At 32.1% G+C, this 13,961-nt stretch carries 14 protein-coding genes; 1 reads left to right on the plus strand and 13 read right to left on the minus strand.

The window, feature by feature from the left end:
- Positions 1–13: 13 nt before the first annotated feature.
- Both ACWJJ2_RS12315 and ACWJJ2_RS12320 read right to left on the minus strand, forming a co-directional pair.
- Entirely contained in the window at positions 14–922 is a 909-nt protein-coding gene (locus ACWJJ2_RS12315; RefSeq protein WP_462953342.1) for a DUF1385 domain-containing protein, read from the minus strand.
- Between the two features lie 2 nt (positions 923–924).
- Positions 925–1,509, minus strand: a complete 585-nt coding sequence (locus ACWJJ2_RS12320; RefSeq protein ID WP_165413048.1) for a thymidine kinase — start codon at positions 1,507–1,509, stop codon at positions 925–927.
- 195 nt (positions 1,510–1,704) lie between these two features.
- On the opposite strand from ACWJJ2_RS12320, the gene rpmE reads away from it, so the two are divergent.
- Entirely contained in the window at positions 1,705–1,923 is a 219-nt protein-coding gene (gene rpmE, locus ACWJJ2_RS12325) for a 50S ribosomal protein L31 (protein ID WP_165413047.1), read from the plus strand.
- A 65-nt stretch (positions 1,924–1,988) separates the two neighbouring features.
- Here rpmE and rho read toward each other — a convergent pair whose 3' ends face one another.
- From rho to ACWJJ2_RS12380, 11 genes are all read right to left on the minus strand, one after another.
- Entirely contained in the window at positions 1,989–3,458 is a 1,470-nt protein-coding gene (gene rho / locus ACWJJ2_RS12330) for a transcription termination factor Rho (protein WP_216303367.1), read from the minus strand.
- 207 nt (positions 3,459–3,665) lie between these two features.
- Positions 3,666–4,010, minus strand: coding sequence for a hypothetical protein (locus ACWJJ2_RS12335; RefSeq protein ID WP_216303368.1), 345 nt, complete (start codon positions 4,008–4,010; stop codon positions 3,666–3,668).
- Positions 4,011–4,291: 281 nt separating this feature from the next.
- Positions 4,292–5,890 carry a CTP synthase gene (locus ACWJJ2_RS12340; RefSeq protein ID WP_220286863.1) on the minus strand — a complete coding sequence of 533 codons (1,599 nt, stop codon included), beginning with the start codon at positions 5,888–5,890 and terminating at the stop codon, positions 4,292–4,294.
- Between the two features lie 245 nt (positions 5,891–6,135).
- Positions 6,136–6,429: a ribose-5-phosphate isomerase gene (locus ACWJJ2_RS12345; RefSeq protein ID WP_216303370.1), complete on the minus strand. Its 294-nt coding sequence runs from the start codon at positions 6,427–6,429 to the stop codon at positions 6,136–6,138.
- Positions 6,430–6,584: 155 nt separating this feature from the next.
- The gene (locus ACWJJ2_RS12350; protein ID WP_462953343.1) at positions 6,585–7,007 is read right to left on the minus strand and encodes a YwiB family protein; all 423 of its coding nucleotides are present in this window, start codon (positions 7,005–7,007) and stop codon (positions 6,585–6,587) included.
- Between the two features lie 14 nt (positions 7,008–7,021).
- Entirely contained in the window at positions 7,022–8,005 is a 984-nt protein-coding gene (locus ACWJJ2_RS12355) for a tRNA 4-thiouridine(8) synthase ThiI (RefSeq protein ID WP_216303371.1), read from the minus strand.
- A 78-nt stretch (positions 8,006–8,083) separates the two neighbouring features.
- The gene (locus tag ACWJJ2_RS12360) at positions 8,084–9,115 is read right to left on the minus strand and encodes a D-alanine--D-alanine ligase family protein (protein WP_462953344.1); all 1,032 of its coding nucleotides are present in this window, start codon (positions 9,113–9,115) and stop codon (positions 8,084–8,086) included.
- 407 nt (positions 9,116–9,522) lie between these two features.
- The gene (gene ypeB / locus ACWJJ2_RS12365) at positions 9,523–10,893 is read right to left on the minus strand and encodes a germination protein YpeB (protein WP_216303373.1); all 1,371 of its coding nucleotides are present in this window, start codon (positions 10,891–10,893) and stop codon (positions 9,523–9,525) included.
- 72 nt (positions 10,894–10,965) lie between these two features.
- Complete coding sequence (spoIIR, locus tag ACWJJ2_RS12370; protein WP_165413245.1) at positions 10,966–11,595, minus strand: stage II sporulation protein R; 630 nt, start codon at positions 11,593–11,595, stop codon at positions 10,966–10,968.
- A gap of 61 nt (positions 11,596–11,656) precedes the next feature.
- Positions 11,657–12,832, minus strand: a complete 1,176-nt coding sequence (locus ACWJJ2_RS12375; protein WP_258876438.1) for a Ger(x)C family spore germination protein — start codon at positions 12,830–12,832, stop codon at positions 11,657–11,659.
- Positions 12,822–13,943 carry a GerAB/ArcD/ProY family transporter gene (locus ACWJJ2_RS12380; protein ID WP_220286859.1) on the minus strand — a complete coding sequence of 374 codons (1,122 nt, stop codon included), beginning with the start codon at positions 13,941–13,943 and terminating at the stop codon, positions 12,822–12,824. Before ACWJJ2_RS12380 ends, ACWJJ2_RS12375 begins: the two co-directional genes overlap by 11 nt.
- Positions 13,944–13,961: the final 18 nt, after the last annotated feature.

Raw genomic sequence — 13,961 nt, forward strand, 5'->3', positions numbered from 1 at the left:
TTTGTTTTTTATATTAGACACATTCAATACCCTCAGCTACTTTAAGCGCCTTTATTGCCACTTCTATCTGAGACAAATCCGGTTCCCTCGTAGTTAGGTTCTGCAATTTCAGTCCTGGATAAGAAAGGATTTTAGCTAGGGTGCCTGTGCTTTTCCCCATCCATTTAATAATTTCATAGCTTCCACCCGAAATCAAAGGAAGAAGTACTATTCTATACATTATTCTTTCCCAGATTGAATTCCAACCAGTTAAAGAAAACATTATTATACTAACTATCATAACTAAAAACAAAAAATTCGTACCACATCTTGGATGCAGTCTTCCAAACTTAGCTGCATTCTCTGGAGTTAATTCAACATTGTTTTCATAACAAAATATAGTTTTATGTTCTGCGCCATGGTATTGATATACCCTCTTGATATCTTCCATTTTTCCTATTAAATATACGTATATTAAAAATATTAAAACTCTAATAATTCCTTCTACAATATTCATACCCATTGTGCTTGCGCCCACCTTACTAAAAAAACTAGCTACAAGAGTTGGTAAAATAAAAAATAACCCTATAGATATAATCAATGAAATGACGAGAGATATCCCCACAATTACATCATTGCTTTTTTCCTTGAATACTTTTTTTATCCATTTATCTAATTTTGAAGGTTCTTCCTCTTCTTCAAAAAAAGAAGCTGAATAATTTAAAGTTTTTACACCTATAACTAAAGACTCAATTAAAGAAACAAACCCTCTTATTATTGGAAGCCCTAAAATTTTATTTTTTTTAGTGTAAGCTGTGTATCCTTTTTTCTCCACTACAATTTCCCCTTGCTCAGTTCTCACCGCGGTGGCAATTCCCGCGCTTCCTCTCATCATAACCCCTTCAATTACTGCCTGACCTCCGACATTTATGTTTTTAGCCATAGTTACACCCCTTCTTTTGGGACAATGTGACACTTTCTACATCGCGCTTCATAGGATTCCGTAGCTCCAATTAAGACAATGGGATCTTCATATTTAGCCGGTTTCCCATTAATTAAACGTTGAGTTCTAGTAGCCGGATTGCCACACACTACACAAATCGCCTGAATTTTGTCAACAAATTCCGCCACAGCCAGAAGTGTAGGTATCGGTCCGAAAGGTATCCCTCTAAAATCCATATCTAAACCCGCGCATATAACCCTTTTATTGCTATCAGCTAAGGTAGTGATTACATCAATTATACCTTTATCAAAAAACTGTACCTCATCTATAGCAATAACTTGTGTATCCGCATCTAAGAGCTGCAACATCTGTGCGCTATCCTTAACCGGAACTGCATCTACCTTAGTTCCGGAGTGAGACACCACGTCTCCCCTGCTGTATCTATTGTCAATTTCAGGTTTAAAAACCTGCACTTTCTGTCTTGCAATTTTAATTCTTCTTATCCTACGTATAAGCTCCTCAGACTTCCCGCTGTACATAGGCCCTATAATAACTTCCACCCAGCCATGATTTTTTGGTCCGTACATATTTTTCCCTCCAATTTGTTAATCCATGTTTTAAAAGCATAGCTTTAAGTATGCCTTATAATTTTATGGCAAATCTTACACATGTTTTTTTACTTTAATATATTTTTATTCTTATTGACTTAATTATTAATTATATGATAAAATTAAAGAGTTGACAATACGGGTATATATTTTTTTTTGAAAGAGGTGAAAAATATGCAAGAAGCAATACATCCAGAATACCATCACGACACAGTTGTTAAATGCGCATGTGGAAACACTTTTACTACAGGATCTACTAAACAAGAACTTAAAGTAGACGTATGTTCTAATTGCCATCCATTCTACACTGGTAAGCAAAAGAATATTGATGCCGGTGGAAGAGTTGATAGATTCATGAAGAAATTTAACATAAAAAACGAAGATGCAGAATAATATATTAATGGAAAAGATTTAATTATCTTTTCCATTTTTTTAATTATACTAATTTAAAAATTATGTTATCTAGCTAATAATTCAAAATTCTTATTTATCATCTCAAAAAATTCATTATTACTCTTTGTTGTAGCTAATAAATTTAGGAGTTTTTCTGTTACACCTAATGCATTACCTTCTCTATACATTATCTTCCTTAAATTATATATAGTCTCCATTTCAATCTTAGTAAGCAATAAATCTTCTCTTCTTGTCCCTGATTTATAAATATCTATCGCTGGGAATATTCTTCTTTCTTGAAGTTTTCTATCTAAGTGAACTTCCATATTTCCTGTACCCTTAAATTCCTCAAAAATCATATCATCCATTCTACTTCCTGTTTCTACCAAAGCAGTAGCAAGAATTGTCAAACTTCCACCCTCTTCTATATTTCTAGCCGCTCCAAAAAATTTCTTTGGCATCAAAAGTGCACTAGGATCGAGTCCTCCGGATAGAGTTCTTCCTGAAGGGGTCACAGTTAAATTGTAAGCTCTAGAAAGCCTAGTTAAACTATCTAATAGAATAACTACATCTTGGCCTTGTTCTACCATTCTTTTAGCTCTCTCAAGAACCATAGAAGCTACTTTTGTATGATGATCTGGTTCTTCATCAAAAGTTGAATAAATAACTTCACCATTAATAGATCTCTGCATATCAGTAACTTCCTCAGGCCTTTCATCTATTAAAACAACAATTAGTTTTACTTCTGGGTGATTTATAGAGATACTGTTAGCGATTTTTTTAAGAAGTGTTGTTTTTCCCGCCTTTGGCTGTGCTACAATTATGCCTCTCTGCCCTTTTCCTATAGGAGAAATAATATCCATCATTCTCGAAGACAAATCAGTTGCACATGTTTCTAGTGTCAATCTTTGAGTTGGATAAATCGGAGTTAACTTTTCAAAAGGTCTTCTACCTACAGCTCTGTCAGGATTTTCTCCATTTACTTGTTGTACATACAACAGAGCTTTAAATTTTTCACCCTCTTTAGGCGTTCTAACCTTACCTTCTACTTCATCACCTGTTTTTAAGTTAAATCTTCTAATTTGAGATGGCGAAACATATATATCGTCAGGGCCTGATAAGTAATTATTCCCTCTTAGAAACCCATAACTATTGTTTTCGATTATTTCCAGAACTCCTCTTGCCGATCCCGATTCATTTATCATTTCTTGTAATTTTTCTTTTTTATTTTCATTTTGATTTTTAAAACCTGTATCATGTTCTGAATTATTGGTAGCTTGAGTAGTTTGAATTGGGTTAATTTCGATTTGCTTCTCTGAATTTCCTATAATATTGTCTCCAGCTGTAGAAGTGTTTTTGGGACTTATTTTTTCTCTTAAAATAACTCCATCCTTTTGCATAGAAACTGGCGTTATCTTTTTTATTTCCTCAATTAATTCACTTTTTTTAAGTTTAGAAATATTTTTAATGCCGAGTTCTTTGCAATGTTCCCGCAGCTCGACTACTGTCCTATTATCAAAATCTTTATTTATCAAAAATCTGCACCTCCGAAGGGTATTTCATATATAATATCTATTTAATAAATATCATGGGAATTTTAAAACGAGTCTACTATCCAATGAATTTTCTTGAAATGATATATTCTTTAAATTATATCCTATTTCACAATTTTAATCCACTATATTTAAATTCCCCAGCAACCTATATTGTTCCATGTCCCGCCTAATTACTTGTTTTTTCTTTTATATCATAGCGTAAATCTTCTCTATAGTCTGTCTATATTCATTTACTTTTTCAATAACTTTTTGATTCTTGCCAATTAAAAATATAGGTAAGGCTAATTGTTCACATCCTCCTATAACCATATTTATTTTAAAAAACTCATTAATATTATAATGATAAAAATGAAACTCCTCACATAGCGAACACTTAACCTTAATTAATATTTCAGTACCTTTATGTAATTCAACTTTTAAAGAGGGAAATACAGTTTCCATGTTCTCTATTTCAAATATTGTCAGTTCGCAAACTTTATACTCACCATTAGGATTTTTCAAAGCCATAGCAATATTAGTATCAAATACCAATTACTTCACCTCCATATTTTATACTTCTTATGTGAATTTTTTTACATAAGGATTACTAATCATCACCTGCAGTGCTGAAATGCCGTTAAAACAAATCCATTTTTCTTGGCTATAGTGTTTAATACTAAATTCTATAAATTTAATTAAATTCCTGCTAAATTTAAATTGAAACTATTAGTAAGTTTTATATAAAAATCATTATAATTTAAAATTGTTTAATAATTTGTTATGGAGTAAAAAAATAAAGGGCTGCTTATGTTACTTACAGCCCTTTAACTATATCATTTATTAAGCGAGGCCTTAATAAATGCACTAAATAATACATGTGGTTTATTAGGTCTAGATTTAAGTTCTGGATGAAACTGAACTCCAACAAACCAAGGATGATCTTTAATTTCAACTATTTCTACTAATTTTTCATCAGGACTTGTTCCTGTAAGCAAAAGTCCTGCGTCAATCATTTCTTTTCTATACTCATTATTAAATTCATATCTATGCCTATGTCTTTCATATATTACTTCATCTTTGTACGCTTCATAAGCATTAGAATCTTTTGCTAATTTACATGCATATAGCCCTAGTCTCATTGTACCTCCTTTTTCATCTAAATCTTTTTGGTCTGGCATTAAATCTATTACTGGATACTTCGTCTGCGCATCGATTTCTGAACTATTAGCGGTTTTGAGTCCCGACGCATTTCTTGCATATTCTATAACAGCGCATTGCATACCAAGGCATATCCCAAAGAACGGCACTTTATTTTCTCTAGCATATCGAGTCGCCTGTATTTTGCCTTCAATTCCTCTATCACCAAATCCTCCAGGCACCAATATTCCGTCAACATCTTCCAATATTTCACTTGCATTCTCTGAAGTTATATCGCAGGCATTTACCCATTTAATTTCTACATTGCAATCGTTAAAAAGACCTCCATGACTCAATGCCTCAACAACAGAAATATATGCATCATGAAGTTCTACATATTTTCCTACTAAAGCTATTTTTACATTTCCAGATAAACTCTTTAATTTATCTACCATATTAATCCACGCACTATTATCTATTTCAAGACAAGTAAATTTTAATTTTTTACACACTAGGGTATCTAATCCTTCTTTGTGAAGCATAAGTGGCACTTCATATAAATTCTCAGCATCCAAGTTTTGAATTACGCAGTTCGCCTCCAAATTGCAGAACAGACCTATTTTGGACTTCAAATCATCAGATATCTCCTTCTCAGAACGACATACTATGATGTCTGGCTGAATGCCTATACTTCTCAATTCTTTTACAGAATGTTGGGTTGGCTTGGTTTTAAGTTCTCCAGCCTTCCTTAAATATGGCACTAATGTAACATGGATAAAGCAAACATTCTCTATTCCTACTTCATATTTCACCTGCCTTATAGCCTCTAAAAAAGGTAAAGACTCAATATCCCCAACAGTTCCACCGATTTCAGTTATAACAACATCTACGTCTTTTTCTTTAGCTACTCGATAGACCCTTTCTTTTATCTCATTAGTTATATGTGGGATTACTTGCACTGTACCACCTAAATAGTCCCCTCGCCTCTCTTTTGATATGACTGACCAATATACTTTCCCTGTGGTTACATTACTACTCTTGCTTAAGTTCTCATCAATAAATCTCTCATAATGCCCTAAATCTAAATCTGTTTCCGCACCATCATCCGTAACAAAAACTTCACCATGCTGATATGGACTCATGGTGCCCGGGTCCACATTTAAATATGGGTCAAATTTTTGAATAGAAACCTTTAACCCTCTATTTTTTAAAAGCCTTCCTAACGAAGCTGCTGTTATTCCTTTCCCTAAAGATGACACTACTCCCCCTGTAACAAATATGTACTTAGCACTCATAATTACTCCCCCTATGTTTTATCGCTCATCATAAGTTATTTAACTATTATAAAAAACAACTTGACAAATGTTCTTTATAATTCTATAATAGGAATTACCCTATAAATTGAATAGTATGGTATCATGGCGTATTTATTATTAAAATAATAATATTATTTTAGCATATTTTTTTGTCATTCACCAGTGTTTTTTTGTTTTTCTTTTTTTTTGAGTTTTGTTATGTAAAATCTCAAATATTTACATTTCTAGTTGTCTCTATCTAATATGTTTTCTATTTCGAAATACCTCTCTCTAAATTCTTTATTAATGAAAAATCGTTCCTCTGCTTTTTTTAACCCATAATTAGCAGCTCTTTTGTTTGAAATCAGAAAATTCTTATAAGCGCTTTCTTCATCTCCACATTTATACTTTTTTAATAATAAGAATAAAATATACTTACACTCTCTGTCTTTTAATATTTTTAATGATTCATGACTTTTTATGCCTTTAACGTAACAAATAGCTTCTATTATCTTCTCATAATTAATATTTTTTAACATTAAATCACTCCTAGATTTTCTATATATTATGTTGTCACTTAAATTATTGACACTTATACACAAAAACTATACACATAACTTTAACTTGTTGTTAAAAAAAAAGTGTATCATGTTAATAAAGGCTATGTTCTAAAATTAGAACATAGCCTTTATTTTTATTGTGCTTTAATGTTAATTTGCAAAGTCGTACTTAAAACTTGTTGATTCCCTATTATCATATCATAATCTATAAATACATCTCCGCCGTTATCGTCCACATTCATCTTTAACTCCTTAGTATCCACAGTAAGATCTAATGCTCCATGGGGCGTATTGTATAAAGTTAAGTCCCTTACATACTTCTTAAATCTCATTTCAGTATTAGTAGTTCCTGTTCTTATAAGTGTAAACTTTTCTTCATCAATTTTTAAAGTAGTAGTAGTTCCCTTCATTCCTGAAATCTCGGTCTCTTCATATACTGCATAATAGCAATCATCTTCTTTATAAAATTTACCCGGTGTCACCACCTCAATTGCTTCACCATCATCTTCATTGTCAGCTTGTTTGCTAACAACTGAAATTATTGCGTTTTTCTTCATACCCTTACCCCTCGCTATTTTAAAATGTAGTTGTTTATTTCTTCATCAGTTGCAGGCGTTATATCTATAAATTTATTTAAAGGCTGATCATAACTGCCATAACTAATAGATATATTTTTTTCATCCTTACCCTTACAATATCTCCCCGCAATTTTAGCTGCAAATTCAATATCTTCATTTGTCTCTTTGCCAATTATAGCAACAGTAGACCCATTATAATCCGCAGATAAGAATACTAAATCTTCCTGCGTTAAAAGTTGTTTTAATAATTCCCCCTCTTCCTGAGTTCTTGTAGATATAATCCTAGCATCCTTAGATACCTTAAAATGTCTTCCTATTTTTAATAATTCTAGATCTTTTTTTGATATATCTTCTTTATACTCGAAGAGGTCCTTAAGTCTTATAGAATAGTTAGGCTCCGTAAGTTTACATCCACCAGCAGGTGATGGATACTCTAGAATACCCCACATTTGTGCTAGTTCCATTTGAGTCTTTCTGCTTCTCCCTTTTATATCCAAAAGAGCATTTCTATCTATTAACCCTTCAATCTCCATTTGAGTTGGATTAAGATTCTTAGCGCATAATGGTCTTAAGATTTTATCTCCTATACCCGATTCATTTTTCACTATATCTAAAGCTGATCTATTTTGCGACATAGGTCTTTGATTTAACACTTCTCCTGTTATAATAAAATCCGCATGAAATCTCTCTAATAGCTCTCCACTATATCTCATCATCATAGCATGGCAATCGATACAAGGATTCACATTCTTCCCATATCCATGTTTTGGATTTCTTACCATTTCAAAATGTTCATTTGAAAAGTCTATAACTTCTAATGGTATATCTATTTGTTTAACGATTTTCAATGCATTTTCCTCATTGAAAAAGTGTGATTTAAAGCATATCCCAATGACTTCTATTCCCTGATCTTTTACAAGTTTTGCTGCTAATATACTATCAAGGCCTCCAGAAATCATAGCCAAAGCTGTTGTCATAAGCAATACCTCTCTTTACTGTATTTTAATAATTCCTATTAAACCATCTCCTGCGGAGCTGAAATGTCGTTAAAACTACTATTTATTGTTCCTATTGATAGCCAATTCAATAAGTTCATCAATAAGCTTCACATAAGTTTTCCCTGTAGCTTGCCACATTTTAGGGTACATACTTATTTGAGTAAAACCCGGTATAGTATTAACTTCATTTAAATAAACTTCTTCTGTTTCTTTATCCACTAGGAAATCCACTCTTGCCATTCCAGCACAATCTAGTATTTTATAAATTTTTATAGCTTCATCTTTAATGGTCTGTAGCTTAGCTTCACAGAGCGCTGCAGGTATTAAAAGTTTAGATTCCTCGTTTTTATATTTAGCTTCATAATCATAAAATTCTTTTGCGGGGATTACTTCTCCCGGAATAGCCGCCTCAGGATAATCATTCCCTATTACAGCAACCTCAATTTCCCTTGCATTAATGGCCTGTTCAACTAAAATTTTTCTATCATATTTTAGAGCTTCTTCTACTCCAAGCATTAATTCATATTTGTTGTGTGCTTTTGTTATACCTACAGAGGACCCTCCATTAGACGGTTTAATAAATACTGGATAGCCCAATTTTGTTTCTATCTTTTCTATTAATATTTCTTTGTCTTTTGCATGTTCGCTCGAATTTATTACCACATAATCAGCTTGCTTTACATTGAATTTTTCTAATAAGTATTTTGTATATACTTTATCCATGCAAATAGCAGAGGACATTACTCCGGGACCCACGCAAGGAATATTGGATAATTTGCACATACCTTGAATAGTTCCATCTTCTCCAAATGAACCATGCAATACTGGGAATACTACATCCACTTCTTTATTAAATATAATTTTTTGTCCCTCTGGCCTCTTATAATATTCGTCCTTTTCCCATTCACCATTCTCTATGTTATCTAATTTACCAGTATATTCAAACCATAGCCCATCCTTAGTTATTCCTATAGGGTATATATCATATTTTGTTTGATCAATATTTTTCAATACTGATGTTGCTGACATTCTCGAAACCTCATGTTCTGTGGACTGACCACCAAATAACACTGCTATCTTCTTTTTCATTAACGCTCACTCCTTATAACCATAGTAACCATTTTCCAAATAAATTTAGTATTACATACTAGTTTTTTAGTATATAATACTAATTTTTTTTAGTATTGTATCATATTATATCATTTTTATCTATTCCTTTGTATTTTAATTTTCAAAACTCACTTTCTCTAATAACACCACTCGAAATTATAATGGCAAATTAAATCATCTCCTGGGTCGCTGCATAGCTTCGAGGAAGATGAATTGACGACTTCAGAAGGAGATTTATACTCCACTTATAGAAGTGGGATACTTCCCGTCTGAAACGTCGTTAAAACAACTCAATTAAAGAGAGGATATACGTACATAAATCGCACATATATCCTCTCTTTAATTGACTACATGTAATATTTTCGTCCTCTTAACCTTTTATTATACTAAATAGTTAACTTGCCATTAGGCGTGTCTATTATTTCCATTATTCTTTCTTCATAACCAGTATCAGCATTAATGTACACTATAAAATTTTTCTCCTTATATAACCCTAAAAACTCATAGCACAATACTTCTTTATTAGTCTCGGTTGGTATGACAGCCAAACTAATTTTATTTATTTTCAGCCTTTTACCAACCTTTTCTTGCGCTTTTGCTGCTGTTACTTTTGGTTTAACGTTCTTCCTTTTTTCAACATGAGAAATTAGAAATTTTTCAGATTCAATTCCTATAATACTACCATCGTCTAGCGCAATCTTAAGCTTTACTTGATCTGGATAAATCGCCACTTCTCCTTGTTTATACACATAACTTACCACTACTGTATTATCATAATTCAGCACGTATGTAGACTCCATATTTTTATATCCTATTTTACTAATAAACTTACTTCCACTTTGTATTGCCTTATCAGCATTCAAAGTTGGTTTTCCTATAGCCCTATTATCTAATAAATATACTATTCTACCTCCATTTTTACTTACTTCTATTACTGCTTTACCATCACCTTTACCTCTACCTTTAAATGCTACATGAAAGTTGTAAGCAGGTATTTTAGTCTTCCCTTCTTGTGGGTTACTTTCAATGCTTTCAATTTTATCTTCTCCAAATATATTTTTTATTATCTTGATTGCTTCTTTTTCGCTTACTTCCTTTTGGGACATTATTTTAGGCTTTATTTCTAATACATTATCTGAGAAAGGCCCATCATAAATTAATGCTGGATACTGAACTATTTGTTTTTGTATACCCGTGAATTTTTCAGTCACAAGGCTCTTACCCTCTTTTGCAAATACTCCACTACTTTTTTTCCTAATCTCTCCCCATTTGACTTTACCTTCATTTATTTCAGAAAGCACTCCATTTAATTGTTCCTGGAGCGTATACGATTGCATCTCTAATTTGTCAATTAATTCATATTCCTTATCATTAAGTTCCTTTCCTTCTGATGATGCTTTGCCTAAAGTGTAGCAGAAATCTCCTACTTGAGTTAAAAATTCACTAGTATCCGAAATAACTGATTGTTCGAGTGGCAACGAATGTAATTTATCATTTGCGGTGGCTGAATGTCTAAATATTTCTTCAAAGACTACTATGCTCTGTTCTCTAGACCCCACAATAGCAGATTTACCTAGGTTTACCCTTATATTTTGTACAGAACTAACAAGTTCATACATATTTTTACTATATTGACCTTGAAGATAATTTCTATAATCTAATCTTTCCAAAAACATTAGTATAGCAAAAGTTGTTGAAAATACAACAATTATAGTTACAACACTTGTATACAAAATTCTTTTCTTTAGCATTTTCATATGTTTCCCTCCCGGTATTCTTCATAAGGGGATAATAATTATTATCCTCCTAGTAGTCTTCTAGATATTTTTTCAACTAAATAATTTGTTAAAAATCTCGCCAATTTTAAATTTAACAACTATTTTTTTATTATTTACAGTATTATCTACCAAATTATACTCATCATCCGACAATACTGTTTTCATTTCTTTTTCCGTTTTTTCATATGATACATTTCCTTTAGTAATATCTACAAAACATAATGGTGGAAACATAACACACCACCAGTTTTGGCCTGTGCCAGTTCCAATAATAATTCTGTAAGCCTCATATTTACCTTGAGGCAAAGTTATATTTCCGTAGGTTTTAACTGGAAAGTTTTCCTCTGAAAGTGTCGATGCTACGGAATATTTAAACCCATTTTTCTTTATAACCGTTTCCGCAATTTTTTTAATGTTTTTATTTTCATTCTTTATAATCTTTCTTGATTCTTCTATGCTCTTGCAATCCTTAAGTTTTGGTGATATATATTTTAAAACAGAATCTCTTACTTTTAATTTTAACTTTTGATCTGTTTTGTCATCACTATTAGCTATTACATGAAACCTTATAAGTTTACCAGCAACATCACTTTGGTTTACTTTTCCACTCATATTATTTGTATTTAAAGCTATGGAAATTAAAATAATTATGGTAATGCTTGTTAATATAAATTTTTTCATGTTTATCCCCCCCGGATATAATGATTCACATTAAAAGTATTAACATATTATGCAATTTTATTCATTGAACTGCTCCGATTCTTCGAATTTTAGTATTAACAGTCACATTTACTGTTGCATTTTTATATTTCCCATCCCAATCCTTTTCTATTTTGTTCCATAACGAAGGGTTAAATTTTTCAATATTTTCACGGGTTCCAAATGGATCTATCTCAAATTTTTTTATAGCAATTCCCATGTTTTTTTCACATTCTTCACTAATTGACTTATTAAAAGTATTTTGCAGTCTTTGCAACTCACCTTTTTCAAGTATTCTTTTACCTACATAATAGCCACCCAGCTGACCCTCAAGGCTTATATCTATATCAATAGCTAACTTACCTCCTTCCTGCGTAACTTTCATTTTCCTTTCATATCCGTCTATTATATAATCAACAGGGTGTCCTTCCATGTATATAACTTTTTTACCAGCTTTAAACTTCCCACTTAACAATTGGATATCCATCAGCTCGATTGGCGTAAAATATCCTTTTAATTCATAATCTTTAATTATAGCAGCACCAGTTAAAATCAATTCTTTTTTCCCCTTATCTAAAGTTATTCTAGGTAGTAACGCACTTCCATTTTCGCTTAAAAGAATAAGAAATTCATTTAAATTTATGCTCATAATTCTAGAATTTCTCTTGCTGTTATCCATAAGTCCAGAAATATAATATTGGGTGCTATTTTCTGTCATAGGTTTAAATTTTATATAGTCTTCAGCTATGCCTTCCGAAACAACTACCTGAAGCATTCTATTTATGCTAGGATTTCGTTGCATATAATCCACAATCTCTTTGACAGTATCTTTATATTTTAATACATCATCGCTTAATATAAGTAACTTAGCATGCCCCATATATATCTCTCTACTACTTTTAGCTATGGCTTCTGACGCAGCATCCTCCATAGAGGATGCCTGCGTATTAATGTATTTTTCCTGTGGACTCCCACCTTTATCCCCCCCTATCACACTCATGTCTGGAAATCCATAAGTTACATCAATTTTTTTAATCTTCGCCTCAGCAAATGGTTCTTCCGGATTAATACTTTTTAATTCCTTTTCTTTATCAATATCTTCCCCTGCGTCAACAGCTATAGTAGATATGAAATTAAGCCTATCTATTTCTACTTTATCCCAGCATCCGCTAAGCAACATACAGCTTAAGATAACCGGTAAAACCTTCTTAAATTTCATCCGCACTTTTCCGCCCCCCTTTACCCTTACTTTTACATTTACCTACCAATAAGATGAGTATCGGCAAGAGTAGAAAAAGAAATATCGCCGTTAATATAACTGGTGTCGTTTTAAATTGCAAAGCATAAAGTTCTGCTATATTTTGTGGATATAGTGCTACGACATAAATAATAGGCATAATTAAAAGTGAAGATAGTTTAATATCTTTCAATTTAAATACATTTTTTACAATCTCCCCCGAAAAGAAATAAGCATTAACAAAGGTGGCGAAATAAAAAAATATCCAGAACGCCATTACTATTCCTTCCCACCGTTCTATAAATGAACCTGGTATATATAATGATCTTATCATGGAAATAGTTGGCCATAATAAAATTCTACTCTGCGATTTAGAGAACACCGCTAAAACAAGTATCATTACAATTAGATAAAAGATTGTTACAAACATAATACTCTTTTTTAACACACGGGGTGAATTGCTCTTATTCTTAACATAAGGGAGAATAAGGTAGGCTATTTCAATCCCACCAAAACAGAATAAAATATACCTAGAAGCCCTAAAGTAATCGGACGGCTTATTATTAAGTACTGGTAATAAATTTGTAAAATCTGCATTTATTGCGATAAGTATGAAAACTGTAAAAGCGGGAATAAACATAATCCAAAATACAATTTCATTAAACTTAACTAAATCACATATTTCACCTCTAACTAAGTAAGTTCCTGTTAAAATAGTAATCATCAAAATAAATTCTGTAGGAGTTCGCCTTAATAAATGCAATTTAATTACTTCAGCAAACTCCCTCATTCCAAGAGAAGCAATAAATATACTATAAATTGCAAATGTAATCCCAAATATGCCTCCAAGAAGCTTTCCAAAATTATTCTGCAATATATTTGTAAGTTCTTCAAAATCGTTTTTATCCATAACCATGTACATAAGATACAGTAATAAAAAAACAACTATTCCGCCGGCTAAAGTAACTATCCACGCGTCACTACCTACTTTATCTATGACTTCTCTTGGGCTGGAAAATATCCCTACGCCTACTATAGCTACCACTACAGTAGTAAACAACCCAAAGTCTCCAATTATCTTTTTATCTCTCATAATATCCCTTTAGCCTCC

This window comes from Clostridium sp. CM039, assembly GCF_055081075.1.